The following is an 18,131-nucleotide window of genomic DNA, read 5'->3' on the forward strand; positions in this document are numbered from 1 at the left end:
CGCAGCATCGCCATCAGCGGATAGGCGGGACGACCGCCTTCACCCTTCGGGTAGTGCGGCTCGATCAGGGCGATCAGGCCCTGCCACGGCACCACCTGTTCCATTTCGATCAGGAACAGTTCCTTGCGGGTCTGCTTGCGCTTGCCGGCGTACTCGGCGTCGGCGAAGGTCATCTGCTTCATCGGAAAGCTCTGCGGGTGAAGTCGGCGGATTTTGCCAAATCAGGAAGTCTTTTTCAGAGTTTCCCTAAGAAATGTCGTTGTGGTGGGCGTAACTACGTAGTTACGTTCGACATATAGGCAGCCAGAAAATACTCCCGCAGCGGATGCTGGCCAGTCTTGCGCCGGCGACTATCCCTCGCTGCCCACCAATACCGGCAGCTGAGTCGCCAGCTTCTGGTTGTTCAGCGGCGCGCGGATGAAGCCACGCTGGGTGCCGTCCGGACCGAGGATCACCAGGTTGCCGCTGTGGTCCACGGTGTAGTTGGGCTTGCTGGTGTCCGCCGGGATGAAGGGGATGCTCACCGCGCTGGCCAGTTTCTGGATGTCCGCCAGCTCACCGGTCAGGCCCTGGAAGCCGGCGTCGAAGTAACCCAGGTACTGCTTGAGCTGCTGCGGGCTGTCGCGCTGCGGATCCACGCTGATCATCACCACCCGCAGGCGCTCCAGGGCCTCCGCCGGCAGCTTGCCCTTCAACTCGCGCAGCTGCGCCAGGGTGGTGGGGCAGATGTCCGGGCAGTAGGTGTAGCCGAAGAACAGCAGGCTCCACTGGCCCTTGAGCTGGTTCACCGCCACCGCCTGGCCGTCCTGGTCGGTAAGCTCGAGCGCCGGCAGCTGGCGGCTCTGCGGCAGGAGGATGATGCCGGCGTCGACCAGCGCCGCAGGGTCGCCCTGGCTGCGGCCGTTAAGGACCTTGTGCACGGTCAGGCCGAAGATCACGGCGATCACGGCGATGAGAACGAACAGGGTTTTCTGGATTCCGGTCATGGGCTCAGCAACAGGTAGTGGTCCACCAGCAGGGCGATGAACAGTAGGAACAGGTAGGCGACAGAGTACTTGAAGGTACGGATCGCCGCGTGCGGTTTGCTGTCACGGTACAGCACCCAGGCCCAGTACAGGAAGCGTCCGCCAAGCAGCAGCGCGCCAGCCAGGTAAAGCGGGCCGCTCATGTGGATGACGAAGGGCAGCAGGCTCACTGCCAGGAGGATCAGGGTGTAAAGCAGGATGTGCACCTTGGTGTAGTACTCGCCGTGGGTCACCGGCAGCATGGGGATGTCGGCCTTGGCGTACTCCTCCTTGCGGTGGATGGCCAAAGCCCAGAAGTGCGGCGGGGTCCAGGCGAAGATGATCAGCACCAGCAGCAGCGGCTCGGCGGACAGGTGACCGGTCACCGCCACCCAGCCAAGCAGTGGCGGCGCGGCGCCTGCCAATCCGCCGATGACGATGTTCTGCGGCGTGGCGCGCTTGAGGAAGCCGGTGTAGAGCACCGCGTAGCCGAGCAGCGAGGCGAGGGTCAGCCAGGCGGTCAGCGGGTTGGTGAAGACCAGCAGCAGCGCCTGGCCGAGCACCGCCAGGACCAGCGCGAAGAGCAGCGCGGCGCGCGGCGAGAGGCGCCCGGCGGTCACCGGGCGCTTGTGGGTGCGCGCCATGATGGCGTCGATGCGCCGATCCACGACGTGGTTGACCGCCGCCGCGGCGCCTGCGCAGAGGGCGATGCCGAGGTTGCCGAACAGCAGCACGGTCCAAGGCACTCCGGCACGGGTGGCGAGGAACATGCCGACCAGCGAGGTGATCAGCATCAGCACCACCACCTTGGGCTTGGTCAGCTCGAGGAAGTCACGCCAGCTGGCTTGTTCGGCACGCCGGCCGGTACGCAGCAGAGTGGCCATGGTGTCTCTCCTTGTGGTCATTTGCCAGCCGAGGCCAGCGGGGCAGGCGCGAGCGTTCCGTGGGAATCCGGAGACTCCCGAAGCGCGCCGGCACGCACGGGCCTCAGGCGATAGTTGATCAGCACCAGCACCAGCAACAGGGCCGCGCCGCCGCCGTTGTGCGCCACCGCCACCGGCAGCGGCAGGTGCAGTAGCACGTTGCTCAGCCCGAGGCCGATCTGCACGGCCAGCGCCAGGACCAGCAGCGCGGCCAGGCGGCCGAGACCGGCGGCACGCAGGCGCCAGGCCAGCAGCAGCAGGATCAGGGTCACCAGCAACGCTCCGAGGCGATGGCTCATGTGGATGGCGGTACGGGCGTCGCTGTCCAGCTGGCCGCCGAGGTAATTGGGGCCGATCTGCTGGGTCAGGTGGAAACCGTTGGCGAAATCCATGGCCGGCCACCACTGGCCATGGCAGGTGGGCAGGTCGACGCAGGCCACCGCCGCGTAGTTGGAGCTGACCCAGCCGCCCAGAGCGATCTGCCCGACCAGCAGCGCCAGCGCCGCTCCGGCCAGCCCCCGAAGCCGCCCGGAAAGCGCCGGCAAGGCCGGGAAGGCACCGGACAGGCGCAGGCTGAGCAGGAACAGCAGGGCCAGGGTGGCGAAGCCGCCGAGTAGGTGGGCGGTGACCACCTGGGGCCAGAGCTTGAGGGTCACGGTCCACATGCCGAAGGCCGCCTGGAGGATCACCAGGCCGAAGATCAGTAGCGGCAGCCTGAGCGGCTGGCCAGGCTCGCCACGGTGGCGCAGGGCCTGCACGGCGAGACCGAGGATCAGCAGGCCGAGGGTGCCGGCGAAGTAGCGGTGGACCATCTCGTTCCAGCCCTTTACCACCTCCAGGGGCGCCTCGGGGAAGCGCGCCTCGGCCAGGGCCTGCTTGGCCTCGCTCATGGGCACGCCGAGGAAGCCGTAGCAGCCCGGCCAGTCCGGGCAGCCGAGGCCGGCGTGGGTCAGCCGGGTGTAGGCACCGAGCAGCACCACGAGGAAAGCCAGCACGGTGGCACAGAGGGCGAAGCGGAATCCGGGCTTGCGCAGCATCTCGTCCTCCTCAGCCGATATGGGAGAGCTTGAGCAGCAGGCGCAGGTCCTCGAGCACGCCCTTGCCGTTCACCCCGGGGCCGTAGCGCAGCACCAGATTGCCGAGCGGATCGACGATCCACAGACTGGGTACGGCGGCGTCCTGGCCGGCCTCGCGGTACTGGCGAAGATCCAGGGCATGGCGCTCCAGACGCGGGTACTCGCGGCGCAACCGGGCATCGAGCTCGGCCGGCAGCGCCGTGGCGCTGGCCAGCGCGTGGCTGGCGCGGGAGGCCTCGCGAGCCAGGCCGATGTTGATCTGCCGGGCCAGGTAGAGCAGCTCTCCGCAGGCCGCGTCGCATTCACCCGGGACGGTCACCAGCAGCTGCCAACGACCATTGGCGGCGGCCTGCACGCCGATGTCGGCCAGGTCGCGGCCGTCGCCGATCAGCGTGCCATGGTAGCTGCGCGACTCGGGCACCCAGAAGCGCCACTTGTACATGGCCGAGGCCAGCAGAATCGGGCCGATCACCACCAGCAGCAGGAGGATGAGCTGCCAGCGGCCGCGGCGGCGGTCCGGTTCAGGCAGGCTAGTAGCGTGAGTCATGCCGATCTCCATGGGCGTTCCCCCGTGCGTTGTGCACTCCGAGATAGATGAACAGGCCGAGCAGCGCCGCCGCCAGGGCGAACCACTGCACGGCATAGCCGATGTGCTTCTCCGGGCCCATGGCCACCACCGGCCAGTCCGTGTGGTAGGCCACCTCGCACGGCTCCAGGCGCAGCTCCAGGGCCAGGCCGCCGCGTCCCAGCTGCTGCCAGAGGCCGGTCACATCGACGCGGGTGACCAGCCGCGGCCAGCCGTCGTCCGGCGGGTCGTCCCGCAGGCGGAAGGCCGCGCCCGGCGGTACGTAGGCCCAGGCGTGCAGCAGCTGGACGCCCTGCGGTGTGTCGAAGGTCGGTGGCACACGGCGATCCGGCCAGGGCAGCCAGCCGCGGTTGACCAGCAGCCAAAGGCCGCTGGACTGGTCGTAGAAGGGTTGCAGCAGCTCGACGCCGGGCTGGCCAGCGTGAGTTCGATTGTCCAGCAGCAGGCTGTGCCGCGTGTCGAAATACCCCTGCAGCAGCACCCGGCGATAGGCGGGGTCGGGGCTGCGCTCCAGCTCACCGACGCTGATCGGCGCAGCCGTGCGACGCGCCTCGTAGCTGGCCAGGAGCAGGCGCTTCTCCTCGGCGCGGGACAGCTGCCAGAAGCCCAGCCCCACTAGCAGCGGCAGCAGCACGGCCACCAGCAGGCTGGGCAGCAGGCCGGGGCGAAAGCCGCGGCTCATGCCGGCCCCCCGAGGGCCCGAAAGCGGCTGGCTATACTGCACTGCATCCCCCTTCCCCCGGAGTCACGCCATGCTCAAGGCTGCGATCGTCCTCTTGTTGCTGGCCACCGTGGCCAGTCTGTTCAGCGGCCTGTTCTTTCTGGTCAAGGACGCGGGCCACGGCTCACGGGTGGTCAACGCCCTCACGGTCCGGGTCATCCTCGCGGCCATCACCCTGGCGCTGATTGCCTGGGGCTTCTACTCCGGCCAACTGGTCTCCCATGTAACCTGGTAGCGGCAAGCCCCGGCGGCCTGCCGCTCGTCGCGTTCTTCACAGCACGTAGACGAAGATGAACAGGCCGATCCACACCACGTCGACGAAGTGCCAGTACCAGCTCGCCGCCTCGAAGCCGAAGTGGTGCTCGGGATCGAAGTGGCCGCGCAGGATGCGGATCAGCATGATCGTCAGGATCAGCGCGCCGAGGGTCACGTGGGCACCGTGGAAGCCGGTGAGCATGAAGAAGGTCGCCCCGTAGATGCCCGAGCCGAGGGTCAGGCCCAGTTCCTGGTAGGCGTACACATACTCCTCGGCCTGGAACACCAGGAAGATCGCCCCGAGCAGGATGGTCAGCGCCAACCAGGCCTTCAGCGCACCGCGCTTGTTCCTGCGCAGGGCGTGGTGGGCGAAGGTCACGGTGAAGCTGGAGCTGACCAGCAGGATGGTGTTTATCAGCGGCAGATGCCAGGGGTCGATCACCGCTTTCGGCGGCGGAAACAGCTTGGAATCCGGGTTCTCCAGCAGCGGCCAGGTGAACTGGAAGCCCTCCCAGAGCATGTTGCTCAGCCCCTTGTCTCCTTCCCCGCCGAGCCAGGGTCCGGCGAACGTCCGCACGTAGAACAGCGCGCCGAAGAAGGCGGCGAAGAACATCACCTCGGAGAAGATGAACCAGGTCATCCCCCAGCGGAACGAGCGGTCCATCTGCGCGCTGTACAGACCGCTGCGGCTTTCCCGGATGACGTTGCCGAACCAGCCGAACAGCATGTAGGCGAGGATCAGTCCGCCGCAGAAGAAGATCAGCGGTCCGTGGGACTGCTCGCGGTTGGCCGACAGGTCGTTGAACCAGGTGCCCACCCCGTAGACGCTGACCAGCAGGCCGAGGGTGGCGATGATCGGCCACTTGCTCTGGGCGGGGACGTAATACTGCTCGTGACTCGTCATTGTTGTTCTCCTTATGGAGTCGCCTGGGCTACAGGCGGTTTACGCGCAGTGATGTCGAACAGGGTGTAGGCCAGGGTCAGGTGCTTCACATCCTTGGGCAAATCGCGATCGACGATGAAGCGCACCGGCATTTCGATTCGCTCGCCAGGCTGCAGCACCTGCTGGGTGAAGCAGAAGCACTCGGTCTTGTGGAAGTAGGCCGCCGCTTTTGCCGGTGCCACGCTGGGAATCGCCTGGGCGGTCATCGGCCGGTCGCTGGGATTGTGGGCGACGAACAACATGTCGCGCGGCTCCCCGGGACGCACCAGCAGCTCGTCGGCCACAGGGCGGAACTCCCAGACCATGCCGGCGGCGTTGGTGGCGAGAAACTGCACGCGCACCAGGCGCGACTCGTCCGGGCGCTGCTCGCCCTGGTAGGCGCCGGCCGTCTTGCCATTGATGCCGAAGGCCTGGCACATGGCGTCGTAGAATGGCGGCAGGACGAACACCCCGAAGCAGAACATCACCACCACCACGGCCAGCAGGCGGCCGACCAGGCGGCGCAGCGGCAGTTCGCTCATGACCCGACTCCCGTCCCCGGGCAGCAGACGCTCCCGGGCCCCTCACTTCACTTCCGGCGGCGTGCTGAAGGTGTGGTAGGGCGCCGGCGAAGGCACCGTCCACTCCAGACCGTCGGCGCCGTCCCAGGGCTTGGCCGGCGCCGGCTTGCCGCCGCGGATGCACTTGATGACGATGAACAGGAACAGCAGCTGGGTGACGCCGAAGGTAAAGGCGCCGATCGACGAGACCATGTTGAAGTCGGCGAACTGCAGGTTGTAGTCGGGGATGCGCCGCGGCATGCCGGCCAGGCCGAGGAAGTGCATCGGGAAGAACGCCAGGTTCATGCCGATGAAGCTCATCCAGAAGTGCAGCCTGGCCAGGGTCTCGTCGTACATGTGGCCGGTCCACTTGGGCAGCCAGTAGTAGGCCGAGGCGAAGATGCCGAAGATCGCCCCCGGCACCAGCACGTAGTGGAAGTGCGCCACCACGAAGTAGGTGTCGTGATACTGGAAGTCCGCCGGGGCGATGGCCAGCATCAGCCCGGAGAAGCCGCCAATGGTGAACAGGATGACGAAGGCCACGGCGAACAGCATGGGCGCCTCGAAAGTCAGCGAGCCGCGCCACATGGTGGTCACCCAGTTGAATACCTTCACCCCGGTGGGCACGGCGATCAGCATGGTGGCATACATGAAGAACAGCTCGCCGGTGATCGGGATGCCCACGGTGAACATGTGGTGCGCCCAGACGATGAACGAGAGGAAGGCGATGCTCGCGGTGGCGTAGACCATCGAGGTGTAGCCAAACAGCGGCTTGCGGCTGAAGGCCGGGATGATCGAGCTGATCGCGCCGAAGGCCGGCAGGATCATGATGTACACCTCGGGGTGACCGAAGAACCAGAACACGTGCTGGAACAGCACCGGGTCACCGCCGCCGGCGGCGTTGAAGAAGCTGGTGCCGAAGTGCACGTCCATCAGCATCATGGTCACGCAACCGGCCAGCACCGGCATCACCGCGATCAGCAGGAAGGCGGTGATCAGCCAGGTCCAGGCGAACAGCGGCATCTTCATCAGGGTCATGCCCGGGGCGCGCAGGTTGAGGATGGTGGCGATCACGTTGATCGCGCCCATGATCGAGCTGATGCCCATCAGGTGGATGGCGAAGATGAAGAAGGTGACGCTCTCCGGCGCGTAGGTGGTGGACAGCGGCGCGTAGAAGGTCCAGCCGAAGTTCGGCCCGCCGCCCTCCATGAACAGGGTGGAGACCAGCAGGGTGAAGGCCGCCGGCAGCAGCCAGAAGCTGAAGTTGTTCATGCGCGGCAGGGCCATGTCCGGCGCGCCGATCATCAGCGGAATCATCCAGTTGGCCAGGCCGACGAAGGCCGGCATCACCGCGCCGAACACCATGATCAGGCCGTGCATGGTGGTCATCTGGTTGAAGAATTCCGGCTGGACGATCTGCAGGCCGGGCTGGAACAGCTCGGCGCGGATCACCATGGCCATGGAGCCGCCGAGCAGGAACATGGCGAAGCTGAACCACAGGTACATGGTGCCGATGTCCTTGTGGTTGGTGGTCAACACCCAGCGCATCAGGCCCTTGGCCGGGCCATGGTGGTCATGCCCTGCATGACCGTGGTCGATCACTGCACTCATGTCCGTCACTCCTGAGCCTGTTTGAACGCAAGGATGTCCTTCGGCGTGACCATGTCGCCGACCTTGTTGCCGAAGGCGTTGCGTTCGTAGGTGATGATTGCGGCGAGGTCGACCTCGGAGAGCTGCTTCCCGAAGGCGGCCATGGCGGTGCCGGGCTTGCCGTTGACCACTATGTCGATGTGCCCCTGCACCGGTCCGGTGGCGATCGGAGAGCCCTTGAGCGCCGGGAACATCGGCGGCAGGCCGGTTCCGTCAGGCTGGTGACAGGCCGCGCAGGTGGTGTTGTAGGCCTTCTCGCCACGCGCCATCAGCTCTTCCATGCTCCATTCCTTGCTGGTCAGCTCGCGCTCGGCCGCTGCGGCCTGCTTGCGCTCGGCCAGCCAGGCGGTGAAGTCCTCCTTGCTCTTGGCCTCGACCACCACCGGCATGAAGCCGTGGTCCTTGCCGCACAGCTCGGTGCACTGGCCACGGTAGATGCCCGGCTTGTCGATGCGTGTCCAAGCCTCGTTGACGAAGCCAGGGATGGCGTCCTTCTTGACCGCCAGCGAAGGTACCCACCAGGAGTGGATCACGTCGGCGGCGGTGATCAGGAAGCGCACCTTGGTGCCCACCGGCACCACCAGCGGCTCGTCCACCTCCAGCAGGTAGTGCTCACCCTTGGGCGCGCGGTTGTCGATCTGCTCGCGGGGAGTGGCCAGGTTGCTGAAGAACTCCACGTCCTGGCCCAGGTACTTGTAGTGCCACTTCCACTGGTAGCCGGTGATCTGGACGTCGAGTTCTGACTCGCTAGGGTCGTAGATGTCGATCAGCGTCTTGGTCGCCGGGATCGCCATCAGCACCAGGATGATGAAAGGCACCGCGGTCCAGAGGATCTCCACGGTGGTGCTCTCGTGGAAGTGCGCGGCCTCCTGGCCGGTGGAGCGGCGGTGCACCAGCATCGACCAGAACATCACGCCGAATACCAGCACGCCGATCACCGCGCAGATCCAGAAGATGGTCATGTGCAGATCGAAGACCGCATGGCTGACGTCGGTGGCACCGGGCGCCATGTTCACCGTCCACTCGGCACGCGTCGGCGTGGTGAAGGCCAGCCACAACAGGATCCCCATCCAGGCTCGTGGATGTAGCGTCATCGCGGGTTCCCCTTATCGTTCTTGTTATCCCGCCGGCTGTGCCTGCGGCCAAGGGAACGGCTGTTCCGGGGTCGTCATGACCCCACTGACTACAACGGCCGAGCTCTCGACACTTCAGGTGCGCAGTCGGGTGTCATCAGGTAACGCCTTTCGCTTCGGAGTATAGACAGGGACTTCCACCTCGCAATGTGAGGACGGAAATGGCGGAAGCCCCCGAAGCCTTGTCCTGAACGCCATGCTTACGAGCGTAATAGCAATCTGATTGCAAAATTGTTATGCCACCGGCTAATAACCCCAGCATAATTATGGCAATCACGTCTTAGCCCGCTTCGCTGGCGAGCTATGGTCAATGTCCGTGCTTTGTTGTCATCCGCCCCTGACCTTCATGTCCTAAACCAGGAGCCGTCATGAATACCCCCGCCCTGCGAGAGCTGATCCAGCGCGCCCAGCAGCAGGAAGACTCTCACCATCAACTACAACGCCGTCTGGAAGACCAACTGCCCAGCCTGCACCCTGCCATCCGCCTGCCTGCCGAGGATGCCCTGGGCGCGCTGACGCGTTTCGTGATCGCCTACATCGAACAGGTGCCGGACGTGCTGGTGGCGGCCAACCAGGTGGCACGCGAAGCGGGCATCGAGGACGGGGTGAAGCCGGTGCTCAAGGTGGCGGAGCAGTTCTTCCTGGCGCCGCCGGCACTGATGGACGGCCACGACGGGCTGGACGGCCTGCTCGACGAGGCCTACCTGGCCCATCGCCTGGTGGAGGAAGTCAACGACCGCTACATCGCCCACTTCGGCCAGCCGCTGATTCCCCTGGACACCACGGTGGCCAACCTGGTCGCCCACCAGCTGATCGGCGAACCCTTCGCCAACCAGCTCGACGAGGCCGTGCGCCAGGCGCTGGAAGGCCTGTTGCCGGAGAGCATCTTCGCCCAGGAGTCGGTGCAGGCCTACCGCCAGCGCCTGCAGGCCCCGCAGACGGTGGCGGCCTGGAAGCGCTGGCCGTGCCTGTCCCAGCAGCTCGGTGTGGAGTTGGTGCTGCAGGGCAGCCAGGCCGGCACCGGCGACCGCATCGCCAGCTGACCTGCCCGGAAGCGCGGGGGCATCGCCCCCGCCGGGGCCTCAGCCCTGCAGATAGCGCGGGCGCGGGGTGGCCATCGGCAGCTTGGCGCCGTCCAGCGGCAGGAAGCGGCCTTCCTCGGCGTCGTAGGCGCGGATCTCGCTGGTCTCGATGTCATAGACCCAGCCGTGGATGAACAGCTGCCCGCTGGCCAGGCGCGCCGCCACCGAGGGGTGGGTGCGCAGGTGGTCGAGCTGGGCCACCACGTTCTCCTCAGTGAGCACCTCGTAGGTGTCGCGGCCGCTGCAGGCGCAGTTCTCCGCCACCACCGTCTTGGCCACCTCGGCATGGCGCAGCCAGGCCTTCACCGTCGGCATGCGCTCCAGGGTGTGCGGGTCGAGCACCGCCTTCATCGCCCCGCAGTCGGAATGCCCGCAGATAATGATGTGCTGCACGCGCAGGGCCATCACCGCGAACTCGATGGCAGTGGACACGCCGCCGTTCATCTGCCCGTAGGGCGGCACCACGTTGCCGACGTTGCGGGTGACGAACAGGTCGCCCGGCGCACTCTGGGTGATCAGCTCCGGGACGATGCGCGAGTCCGCGCAGGTGATGAACATCGCCCGCGGACGCTGCTCGTGGGCGAGCTTCTTGAACAGCTCCTCCTGCTCGGGAAATACGTCCTGGCGGAAACGCCGGAAGCCCTCGACGATGCGCCGCAGCGCTTCGTCCGCACTTTCCAGGCTCTCGTTGGCGTTGCTGGGTTGATCAGTCATGGTACAGCGACCTCGGTGCTCGGGCGGGAGGGATAAAGCATGACCCGCACGACGGCGGGCAGCCAAGCTAACTGACGCCTGGGCCAGCCGCGGCGTCACATCGGCACGGCCCCAGGCGATGCCGTTCATCTTATGCCATCAGAGCAGCGCCAGCTGTCGTCCCGGCGGGCAGAACCGCGAGCAGTCCAGCGCCGGCTCGCCGCGCGGCTCCAGGCCGAGACGCCGGATGGCAAGGCGGAAGCGCTTGGCGAGCAGCTCGGCGAACACCCCTTCACCGCTCATGCGGGTGCCGAAGCGGCTGTCGTAGTTCCGGCCGCCGCGGCTCTGGCGGATCAGGCTCATCACGTGCTCGGCGCGCTCCGGAAAGTGACTGCGCAACCATTCCTCGAACAGCTCGGCGATCTCCAGCGGCAGGCGCAGCAGCACGTAGCCGGCGGAGCGGGCACCGGCGTCGCGGGCGGCTTCCAGCAGGCGTTCCAGCTCCATGTCGTTGACCATCGGAATCAGCGGCGCGCAGAGCACGCCGACCGGCACGCCATGCGCGTGGAGGCTGCGCATGGTGCGTAGGCGCGCCGCCGGGGCCGCAGCGCGGGGCTCCATGATGCGCTTCAGCTCGTCGTCCAGAGTGGTCAGGCTGATGGCCACGCTGACCAGATTCTGCGCGGCCAGCGCTTCGAGCAGGTCGAGGTCGCGGAGGATCAGCGAACTCTTGGTGATCAGGTGCAGCGGGTGGCGATAGCGCAGGCAGATTTCCAGAGCCTGGCGGGTCAGCCGGTATTCCCGCTCGATGGGCTGGTAGGCGTCGGTGTTGATGCCCAGCGCGATCGGCTGCGGCGTGTAGCCTGGCTTGCCCAGCTCCTCCTCGAGACGCTCGGCCATATTGGTCTTGGCGATCAGCCGGGTCTCGAAGTCGAGGCCCGGCGAGAGATCCCAGTAGGCGTGGCTGGGCCGCGCGAAGCAGTAGATGCAGCCATGCTCGCAGCCGCGGTAAGGGTTCACCGAGCGGTCGAAGCCGACGTCCGGCGACTGGTTGCGGGTGAGCACGCTTCTGGCCTGTTCGCGGCGCACCTCGGTGGCGTGGCTGGGCGGGGTTTCCTCCTGGTACCAGCCGTCGTCCTCGACCTGGCTGCGAGTCGGAGCGTAGCGGTTGTGCGGGTTGCTGGCGGTGCCGCGGCCGCGCGGAGGTGGACTGATAGGCATGCTGGCGACTCCGATGATACTGTTCAAATATACAGTATATACGCACCGAGGCCAGTCCTCACCGGACCGGCGGCACGCCCCGGTTCCAGCGCCATCCCTCAGCGGCACTCAGTCCGCCAGCACCTGCAGGCGCTCCGGCAACCGCTCGCGCAGCGCCTCGCCGCCGATCTCCAGGAGCGGCGGCAGCAGCTGCTGGAGGACATGATCCGGTAGCAGGCCGCAGATCTCCGCCTGACGGGCCGGCGACAGGCCGCTGAGCACGCGCACCGAAACCGCCAGGTTGGCGTCGCGCTCGGCGGCCAGGGTGAGCTGCGCCAGGTAGCCGCCGGACAGGGTGCGCACGGCCTGCACGATCAGCTCCAGGTCCTCGATGTGGCGGGCGATCTGCATCACGTGGTCGACATTGTTGATGCCGATGATCAGCACACGGATCTTCAACGGCGACAGGCACTCGGCGTAGCGCGCCGCGGTAGCGAACTGGCGGTCAGCGCAGAGCTGGCGGGCGACTTCCAGGTGCAGGCTGTCCGGCAGGCTCAGATAGGTGTCGAGGATCGCCCGCGGGTCCAGGTGCACCGCGGTCTTGGCCAGGAAGTCGACCGGCAGGGCGAGGATCAGTTCGCGCAGCCTGGCGCCCGGCAGGTGCGGGGCCAGCTCGGCGATGCGCTGCGGCCCGAGCCGGAGGATCACCGGCAGCTTGAGGGCCAGCGGGGCGACACCCTGAGCGGCCAGCAGCAGGCGCTGGCCGAGCTTGAGTTTGTCCATGGCAGCGGTCCTTCTCTGGGGGAGTCCAGGTCCCAGCATGACGGGCGCTGCGCGACGCGGCAGCCATCCTTGAGTGGGACCGGCGGCTACCTGCGGTAACGCCGGCGTGCCGGCTGTTACGAACAGAGCGCCGCCTGCTCGCGCAGCAGGCTGGCGAACGCCGGGGCCTCCACCGGGCGGCTGATCAGGTAGCCCTGGATCTCGTCGCAGCGCTGCAGCTTGAGGAAGTCCATCTGCTCCTGGGTCTCCACCCCCTCGGCGACCACCTTGAGGCCGAGGCTGTGGGCCATGGCGATGATCGCCCGGGTGATGGCCGCGTCCTCGCCGCCGTGGGACAGGTCGCGGACGAAGGTCTGGTCGATCTTCACGTAGTCCACAGGGAAGCGCTTCAGGTAGCTGAGCGAGGAATAGCCGGTGCCGAAGTCGTCGATCGCCAGCTTGACGCCCAGCTCGCGCAGCTGACGGAAGATGGAGATCACGCTCTCCACGTTGTCGAGCAGTTGACTCTCGGTGAGCTCCAGCTCCAGCAGGCGCGGCGGCAGGCCCGTCTCCTCCAGCACCTCGTGGATCAGCCGCACCAGATTGCCCTGTCGCAGTTGGTGCACCGAGATGTTCACCGACACGCGCAGGTCGGCGAGCCCCTGGAGCTGCCATTCACGGGCCTGGCGGCAGGCGGTGCGCAGCATGAACTCGCCGATCGGGCCGATCAGCCCGGTCTCCTCGGCCAGGGCGATGAACTCGCCGGGCGACACCAGGCCCTGTTCCGGGCAGCGCCAGCGGACCAGCGCCTCGGCGGAGTTGATGCTATCGTCGGCCAGGCACAGCTTGGGCTGGTAGAACACCTCCAGCTGGCCCTGCTCGATGCTCTTGCGCAGCTGATTCTCCAGCTGCAGACGCTCCACGGTGCGGGCGTGCAGGTTGTCGGTGAAGAACTGGAAGGTGTTGCCGCCGAGATGCTTGGCGTGGCGCATGGCCATGCCGGCCTGGCTAACCAGGGTGGAGATCTCCCGGGCGTTCTCCGGCATCAGGCTGATGCCCATGGAGGCGCTGACCACCAGCTCGTGGTCACCGATGGTCATGGGCACGCGCAGCTTGGCGAGCAGCCGTCCGGCGATGCGCGCCAGGGCTGAGAGACTGGTGTAGGCGTCGAGGATCACCGCGAACTCGTCGCCGGACAGCCGCGCCACCGTGTCCGCCTCGGGCACCGCCTGCAGTAGGCGGTGGCTCATCTGGCGCAGCAGCTGGTCGGCGACCTCGTGGCCGAGGCTGTCGTTGAGCAGCTTGAAGCGGTCCAGGTCGAGGTGCAGCAGGGCCACCCGGCGGCCCTCGTGGCGGGCGCGCTGGCCGGCCTCGTGGAGGCGCTCCATGAACAGCACGCGGTTGGCCAGGCCGGTCAGCTCGTCGTAGTGGGTCAGGTAGCGCAGGCGCTCCTCCGCCTCGCGGCGCGCGGTGAGGTCGGCGAAGAAGGCCACCACGTGGCTGACCCGGCCCTGCCTGTCACGCACCACGTTGAGCTGCAGCCACTGCGGATACAGCTCGCCGTTCTTGCGGGTGTCCATCAGCTCGCCCTGCCAGTGGCCGTGGCGCTCCAGCTCGGCGTAGATCGCCTGGTACTGGCGGTGCAAATCGCGGTTGTCGCCCAGCTCGGCCAGGCGGCGCCCCTGAACGTCCTCCAGGCGGTAGCCGGTAACCTCGCTGTAGGCGCGGTTGACCATCAGCACCCGGTAGTCGGCGTCGAGGATGACGATGCCCTCGCTGGCCGCCTCGAAGACCATCGCCGAAAGGCGCTGCTCCTCCTCGCGGCTCTTCCACTGGCTGATGTCGCGGCGCGTGCCGATCATCCGCAGCACCTTGCCGGAGGCGTCGCGCTCCACCGCGCGGCCGCGGTCCTCGATCCACATCCAGTGGCCGTCGGCGTGACGCACCCGGTACTCGATGCAGTAGCCGTCGCTGAGCCCCTTCAAGTGCTCGACCAAGGCCCGGCGCAGCGCCGGCAGGTCGTCCGGATGCAGGCGCGGCCTGAGGTGGCGGATCACCCCGGTGACCGCCGCCGGCTCGATGCCGAAGATCTCCTTGAGCCGCGAGTGGTGCACCTCGTCCGTCTCCAGGTTCCAGTCCCAGAGGCCCAGGCCACTGGCCTCCAGGGCCAGGGCCAGGCGCTCCTCGCTCTCGCTCAGGGCATGCCCGGCCTGAGCCAGCTCGCGGGTGCGCAGCTCGACGCGTTCCTCCAGCTCGTCGCGGGCAGCGCGCAGCTCGCGCTCGGCGCGGCGGCGCTGCTCCACCTCGCGGGCCAGTTGGTGGTTGAGGCCCTCGGCGCGGGCCTTGGCTTCCTCCAGGTGCTGGATCAGCGCCAGGTTCTGGAAACGCCGCAGCAGGTTGCGCAACACCAGGCGGTTGACCTGCCAGGCAACCACCATCAGCCCGGCCAAGAGAATGCCGGCTAGCAGTCCCCAGCCCTGCAGCAGGGGATGCGGAGAAAGCAGCAGATAGCCCATGGCCGGTCCCAGGCAGGGCAGCGCGAAGCTCAGGAAGGCCGGCAGACTGACCGCATAGGCGACGCTGGCGGAGATGATGGCGGCGGCCACCAGGCCGAATACCATGGCCTGGAGGAAGAACAGGTCGGCGGGCACCAGGGTGACCGCGCCCACGGCCAGCACGCAGCCGGAAACCGCGGCGCCGAGCATGAACAGCCGGTGCCAGCGCGGATGGGCCTGGCGTGCCGGCGCGGCGCGGCTGAAGGCAGCCACCTGGGTGAGACGCAGCACGGCGAGGAACACCAGACCCAGCAGCCAGAGGCTGAGGCCGGGGACGTGGCCCTGGTCCCAGAGCAGGACTGCGCAGACCAGGCCACAGAGCAGCATGAACAGGGTAGGCGTCCGCGAGCCATGATAGAGCAGGCGAATGCGCTCCACTGCGATTTCCGCGGCGAACTGCTGGCGAACATCGCCAACGGCGTCCACAGACGGCCCGTTACGGCTGGGCCTCGAAGTAACGATCATAGGCGCTGTTCTTGTAATGGTTCGGCCTAGAGGAAGGCCGAAGCATACTCGGCCTTTTCCGCAAGCCCAATACTCGGCCTGGCAAATTACCATTACACCTACCTTTGGTAGAGGGTTCCGCGCGTGTTCGACGGTTTTCCGCACAGATCGCCGCCACCGACGCGCTGCGGCTGGCGACCGCCCCCCGCTGCCCCTACAATGCCGCGATGCTCAACGATCCCGAACTCCTCCTCGCCTCCCTCAACGATGCGCAATGCCGCGCGGTGGCCGCCCCGCTGGGCCGCCACCTGGTGCTGGCCGGCGCCGGCTCGGGCAAGACCCGCGTACTGGTGCACCGCATCGCCTTCCTGATCCAGTGCCTGGGCGCCTCGCCGCACAGCATCATGGCGGTGACCTTCACCAACAAGGCCGCCAACGAGATGCGCCAGCGCATCGAACAGCTGCTCGGCGACAACCCGCAAGGCATGTGGGTGGGCACCTTCCACGGCCTGGCCCACCGCCTGCTGCGCGCCCACTGGCAGGAAGCGGGGCTGGCGCAAAACTTCCAGATCCTCGACTCCGACGACCAGCAGCGGCTGATCAAGCGGGTGATTCGCGACCTCGGCCTCGACGAGCAGCGCTGGCCGGCCCGCCAGGCACAGTGGTTCATCAACGGCCAGAAGGACGAGGGCCTGCGCCCGCAGCACATCCAGACCAGCGGCGACCTGTTCCTGTCCACCATGCGCAGCATCTACGAGGCCTACGAGGCGGCCTGCGCGCGCACCGGGGTGATCGACTTCTCCGAACTGCTGCTGCGCGCCCTCGACCTGTGGCGCGACCACCCGGGCCTCCTGGAGCACTACCAGCGGCGCTTCCGGCACATCCTGGTGGACGAGTTCCAGGACACCAACGCGGTGCAGTACGCCTGGCTGCGCCTGCTCGCCCAGGGCGGCGAGAGCCTGATGGTGGTCGGCGACGACGACCAGTCGATCTACGGCTGGCGCGGCGCGCGCATCGAGAACATCCAGCAGTTCTCCGGCGACTTCCCGGACTGCGAGCTGATCCGCCTGGAGCAGAACTACCGCTCCACGGCGAGCATCCTCAAGGCCGCCAACGCGCTGATCGCCAACAACCAGGGGCGCCTCGGCAAGGAGCTGTGGACCGACGGCGGCGACGGCGAGCCGATCGCCCTGTACGCCGCCTTCAACGAGCACGACGAGGCGCGCTACGTGGTGGAGAGTATCGAGAGCGCGCTGAAGAAGGGCCTGGCGCGCCGCGACATCGCCATTCTTTACCGCTCCAACGCCCAGTCGCGGGTCCTCGAGGAGGCCCTGCTGCGCGAGCAGATCCCCTACCGCATCTACGGCGGCCAGCGCTTCTTCGAGCGCGCCGAGATCAAGAACGCGGTGGCCTACCTGCGGCTGATCGACGGCCGCCACAACGACGCAGCCCTGGAGCGAATCATCAACGTGCCACCGCGCGGCATCGGCGAGAAGACCGTGGAGACCCTGCGCGAGCTGGCCCGCCGCGAGGGCCTGTCGCTGTGGGGCGCGCTGCACCAGGCGGTGGGCCACAAGCTGGTCAGCGGACGCGCGGCCGGCGCGCTGAACGCCTTCGTCGAGCTGATCGACGAGCTGGCCCTGCGTGTCGAGGACATGCCCCTGCACCTGATGACCCAGACGGTGATCGAACGCAGCGGCCTGCTCGCCTACCACCGCGAGGAGAAAGGCGAGAAGGGCCAGACCCGGGTGGACAACCTGGAGGAGCTGGTCAGTGCCGCGCGCGCCTTCGAGAACGAGGAGAACGAGGAAGGTCTGACCCCGCTGCAGGCCTTCCTCGGCCACGCCTCCCTGGAGGCCGGCGAAACCCAGGCCGGCCCCGACGAGGACTGCGTGCAGCTGATGACCCTGCACAGCGCCAAGGGCCTGGAATTCCCCCTGGTGTTCATGGTCGGCATGGAGGAAGGCCTGTTCCCCCACAAGATGAGCCTGGAGGAGCCCGGGCGCCTGGAGGAGGAGCGCCGCCTGGCCTACGTCGGGGTGACCCGCGCCATGCAGCACCTGGTGATCAGCTACGCCGAGACCCGCCGCCTGTACGGCAACGAGACCTACAACAAGGTCTCGCGCTTCGTCCGCGAGATTCCCGCCGAGCTGGTCCAGGAAGCGCGCCTGTCCGGCAGCGTCAGCCGCCCGCAGGCCAACAGCACGCGGCCCAGCAACCTGTTCGCCAACGCCGCGGTGCCAGACACCGGCTTGCATCTCGGACAGAGCGTGCGCCACCCGCTGTTCGGCGACGGCGTGATTCTCAACTTCGAGGGCGCGGGTGCCCACGCCCGGGTCCAGGTGAAGTTCGAGAACGAAGGCGCCAAGTGGCTGATGCTCGCCTACGCCAAGCTGGAGCCGCTGTGAGGCTTCGCTGAAGGTCCGACGACCGGTCGCACCGGACGCCGCGGCGCCTGCTGGCGCGCCAGAGAGCCTAGGCATAAATCCCGATACATTCTGCGGCTGGTCAATGCGGCCAAGAACAGGCAGCATGACGCGCCTGTTCCATCACTTTCGGGATTTC

General features: G+C 67.2%; 17 protein-coding genes. 3 read left to right on the forward strand and 14 right to left on the reverse strand.

Going from position 1 to position 18,131, the window contains the following annotated elements; all coding sequences use genetic code 11:
• The 6 genes from H165_RS0113340 to H165_RS0113365 all read right to left on the reverse strand — a co-directional run.
• Positions 1-182, reverse strand: a 182-nt coding sequence (locus H165_RS0113340; protein ID WP_017938024.1) for an IS5/IS1182 family transposase, incomplete at its 3' end; no start/stop codon positions are given.
• Positions 183-350: 168 nt separating this feature from the next.
• Positions 351-986: an SCO family protein gene (locus tag H165_RS0113345; protein WP_017939437.1), complete on the reverse strand. Its 636-nt coding sequence runs from the start codon at positions 984-986 to the stop codon at positions 351-353.
• Positions 983-1,888, reverse strand: a complete 906-nt coding sequence (gene cyoE, locus H165_RS0113350) for a heme o synthase (RefSeq protein ID WP_017939438.1) — start codon at positions 1,886-1,888, stop codon at positions 983-985. The genes H165_RS0113345 and cyoE overlap by 4 nt, the downstream gene beginning before the upstream one ends.
• Positions 1,889-1,905: 17 nt before the next feature.
• Positions 1,906-2,964: a COX15/CtaA family protein gene (locus H165_RS0113355; protein WP_017939439.1), complete on the reverse strand. Its 1,059-nt coding sequence runs from the start codon at positions 2,962-2,964 to the stop codon at positions 1,906-1,908.
• Between the two features lie 10 nt (positions 2,965-2,974).
• Positions 2,975-3,550 carry a hypothetical protein gene (locus H165_RS0113360; RefSeq protein ID WP_026146620.1) on the reverse strand — a complete coding sequence of 192 codons (576 nt, stop codon included), beginning with the start codon at positions 3,548-3,550 and terminating at the stop codon, positions 2,975-2,977.
• On the reverse strand, positions 3,534-4,271 hold the full coding sequence (locus H165_RS0113365) for an SURF1 family protein (protein ID WP_017939441.1): 738 nt from the start codon (positions 4,269-4,271) through the stop codon (positions 3,534-3,536). Before H165_RS0113365 ends, H165_RS0113360 begins: the two co-directional genes overlap by 17 nt.
• A gap of 70 nt (positions 4,272-4,341) precedes the next feature.
• Between H165_RS0113365 and H165_RS0113370 the strand changes: the two genes are divergently transcribed.
• On the forward strand, positions 4,342-4,545 hold the full coding sequence (locus H165_RS0113370) for a twin transmembrane helix small protein (protein ID WP_017939442.1): 204 nt from the start codon (positions 4,342-4,344) through the stop codon (positions 4,543-4,545).
• Between the two features lie 36 nt (positions 4,546-4,581).
• On the opposite strand, the gene H165_RS0113375 is transcribed toward H165_RS0113370, so the two are convergent.
• Genes H165_RS0113375 through coxB form a run of 4 tightly spaced genes read right to left on the reverse strand, consistent with a single transcriptional unit; the run spans position 4,582 to position 8,791 of the window.
• Positions 4,582-5,469, reverse strand: coding sequence for a cytochrome c oxidase subunit 3 (locus H165_RS0113375; RefSeq protein ID WP_017939443.1), 888 nt, complete (start codon positions 5,467-5,469; stop codon positions 4,582-4,584).
• 11 nt (positions 5,470-5,480) lie between these two features.
• On the reverse strand, positions 5,481-6,029 hold the full coding sequence (locus H165_RS0113380; RefSeq protein ID WP_017939444.1) for a cytochrome c oxidase assembly protein: 549 nt from the start codon (positions 6,027-6,029) through the stop codon (positions 5,481-5,483).
• 42 nt (positions 6,030-6,071) lie between these two features.
• Entirely contained in the window at positions 6,072-7,658 is a 1,587-nt protein-coding gene (gene ctaD / locus H165_RS0113385) for a cytochrome c oxidase subunit I (RefSeq protein ID WP_017939445.1), read from the reverse strand.
• A gap of 5 nt (positions 7,659-7,663) precedes the next feature.
• Positions 7,664-8,791: a cytochrome c oxidase subunit II gene (gene coxB, locus H165_RS0113390; RefSeq protein WP_026146621.1), complete on the reverse strand. Its 1,128-nt coding sequence runs from the start codon at positions 8,789-8,791 to the stop codon at positions 7,664-7,666.
• A gap of 407 nt (positions 8,792-9,198) precedes the next feature.
• On the opposite strand from coxB, the gene H165_RS0113395 reads away from it, so the two are divergent.
• Positions 9,199-9,873, forward strand: coding sequence for a hypothetical protein (locus tag H165_RS0113395; RefSeq protein WP_017939447.1), 675 nt, complete (start codon positions 9,199-9,201; stop codon positions 9,871-9,873).
• A 39-nt stretch (positions 9,874-9,912) separates the two neighbouring features.
• Here the strand turns inward: H165_RS0113395 and H165_RS0113400 are convergent, their stop codons facing one another.
• From H165_RS0113400 to H165_RS0113415, 4 genes are all read right to left on the reverse strand, one after another.
• Positions 9,913-10,626 (reverse strand): carbonic anhydrase, encoded by a 714-nt coding sequence (locus H165_RS0113400; protein ID WP_017939448.1) that lies wholly within the window; start codon positions 10,624-10,626, stop codon positions 9,913-9,915.
• 138 nt (positions 10,627-10,764) lie between these two features.
• Positions 10,765-11,826 (reverse strand): PA0069 family radical SAM protein, encoded by a 1,062-nt coding sequence (locus tag H165_RS0113405; RefSeq protein ID WP_017939449.1) that lies wholly within the window; start codon positions 11,824-11,826, stop codon positions 10,765-10,767.
• Positions 11,827-11,934: 108 nt separating this feature from the next.
• Positions 11,935-12,588 carry a hypothetical protein gene (locus H165_RS0113410; RefSeq protein WP_017939450.1) on the reverse strand — a complete coding sequence of 218 codons (654 nt, stop codon included), beginning with the start codon at positions 12,586-12,588 and terminating at the stop codon, positions 11,935-11,937.
• A gap of 116 nt (positions 12,589-12,704) precedes the next feature.
• Positions 12,705-15,500, reverse strand: a complete 2,796-nt coding sequence (locus tag H165_RS0113415) for a putative bifunctional diguanylate cyclase/phosphodiesterase (RefSeq protein WP_017939451.1) — start codon at positions 15,498-15,500, stop codon at positions 12,705-12,707.
• 293 nt (positions 15,501-15,793) lie between these two features.
• On the opposite strand from H165_RS0113415, the gene uvrD reads away from it, so the two are divergent.
• Complete coding sequence (gene uvrD / locus H165_RS0113420) at positions 15,794-17,974, forward strand: DNA helicase II (RefSeq protein ID WP_017939452.1); 2,181 nt, start codon at positions 15,794-15,796, stop codon at positions 17,972-17,974.
• The last annotated feature ends 157 nt before the right edge of the window (positions 17,975-18,131 follow it).

This window comes from Pseudomonas thermotolerans DSM 14292, assembly GCF_000364625.1.
In the GTDB taxonomy this organism is placed as follows: domain Bacteria; phylum Pseudomonadota; class Gammaproteobacteria; order Pseudomonadales; family Pseudomonadaceae; genus Aquipseudomonas; species Aquipseudomonas thermotolerans.

Excerpts from the sequence above, each read along its gene's own strand:
- H165_RS0113345 (WP_017939437.1), bottom strand. The coding sequence starts at position 986 with ATGACCGGAATCCAGAAAACCCTGTTCGTTCTCATCGCCGTGATCGCC.
- cyoE (WP_017939438.1), bottom strand. The coding sequence starts at position 1,888 with ATGGCCACTCTGCTGCGTACCGGCCGGCGTGCCGAACAAGCCAGCTGG.
- H165_RS0113355 (WP_017939439.1), bottom strand. The coding sequence starts at position 2,964 with ATGCTGCGCAAGCCCGGATTCCGCTTCGCCCTCTGTGCCACCGTGCTG.
- H165_RS0113360 (WP_026146620.1), bottom strand. The coding sequence starts at position 3,550 with ATGACTCACGCTACTAGCCTGCCTGAACCGGACCGCCGCCGCGGCCGC.
- H165_RS0113365 (WP_017939441.1), bottom strand. The coding sequence starts at position 4,271 with ATGAGCCGCGGCTTTCGCCCCGGCCTGCTGCCCAGCCTGCTGGTGGCC.
- H165_RS0113370 (WP_017939442.1), top strand. The coding sequence starts at position 4,342 with ATGCTCAAGGCTGCGATCGTCCTCTTGTTGCTGGCCACCGTGGCCAGT.
- H165_RS0113375 (WP_017939443.1), bottom strand. The coding sequence starts at position 5,469 with ATGACGAGTCACGAGCAGTATTACGTCCCCGCCCAGAGCAAGTGGCCG.
- H165_RS0113380 (WP_017939444.1), bottom strand. The coding sequence starts at position 6,029 with ATGAGCGAACTGCCGCTGCGCCGCCTGGTCGGCCGCCTGCTGGCCGTG.
- ctaD (WP_017939445.1), bottom strand. The coding sequence starts at position 7,658 with ATGAGTGCAGTGATCGACCACGGTCATGCAGGGCATGACCACCATGGC.
- coxB (WP_026146621.1), bottom strand. The coding sequence starts at position 8,791 with ATGACGCTACATCCACGAGCCTGGATGGGGATCCTGTTGTGGCTGGCC.
- H165_RS0113395 (WP_017939447.1), top strand. The coding sequence starts at position 9,199 with ATGAATACCCCCGCCCTGCGAGAGCTGATCCAGCGCGCCCAGCAGCAG.
- H165_RS0113400 (WP_017939448.1), bottom strand. The coding sequence starts at position 10,626 with ATGACTGATCAACCCAGCAACGCCAACGAGAGCCTGGAAAGTGCGGAC.
- H165_RS0113405 (WP_017939449.1), bottom strand. The coding sequence starts at position 11,826 with ATGCCTATCAGTCCACCTCCGCGCGGCCGCGGCACCGCCAGCAACCCG.
- H165_RS0113410 (WP_017939450.1), bottom strand. The coding sequence starts at position 12,588 with ATGGACAAACTCAAGCTCGGCCAGCGCCTGCTGCTGGCCGCTCAGGGT.
- uvrD (WP_017939452.1), top strand. The coding sequence starts at position 15,794 with ATGCTCAACGATCCCGAACTCCTCCTCGCCTCCCTCAACGATGCGCAA.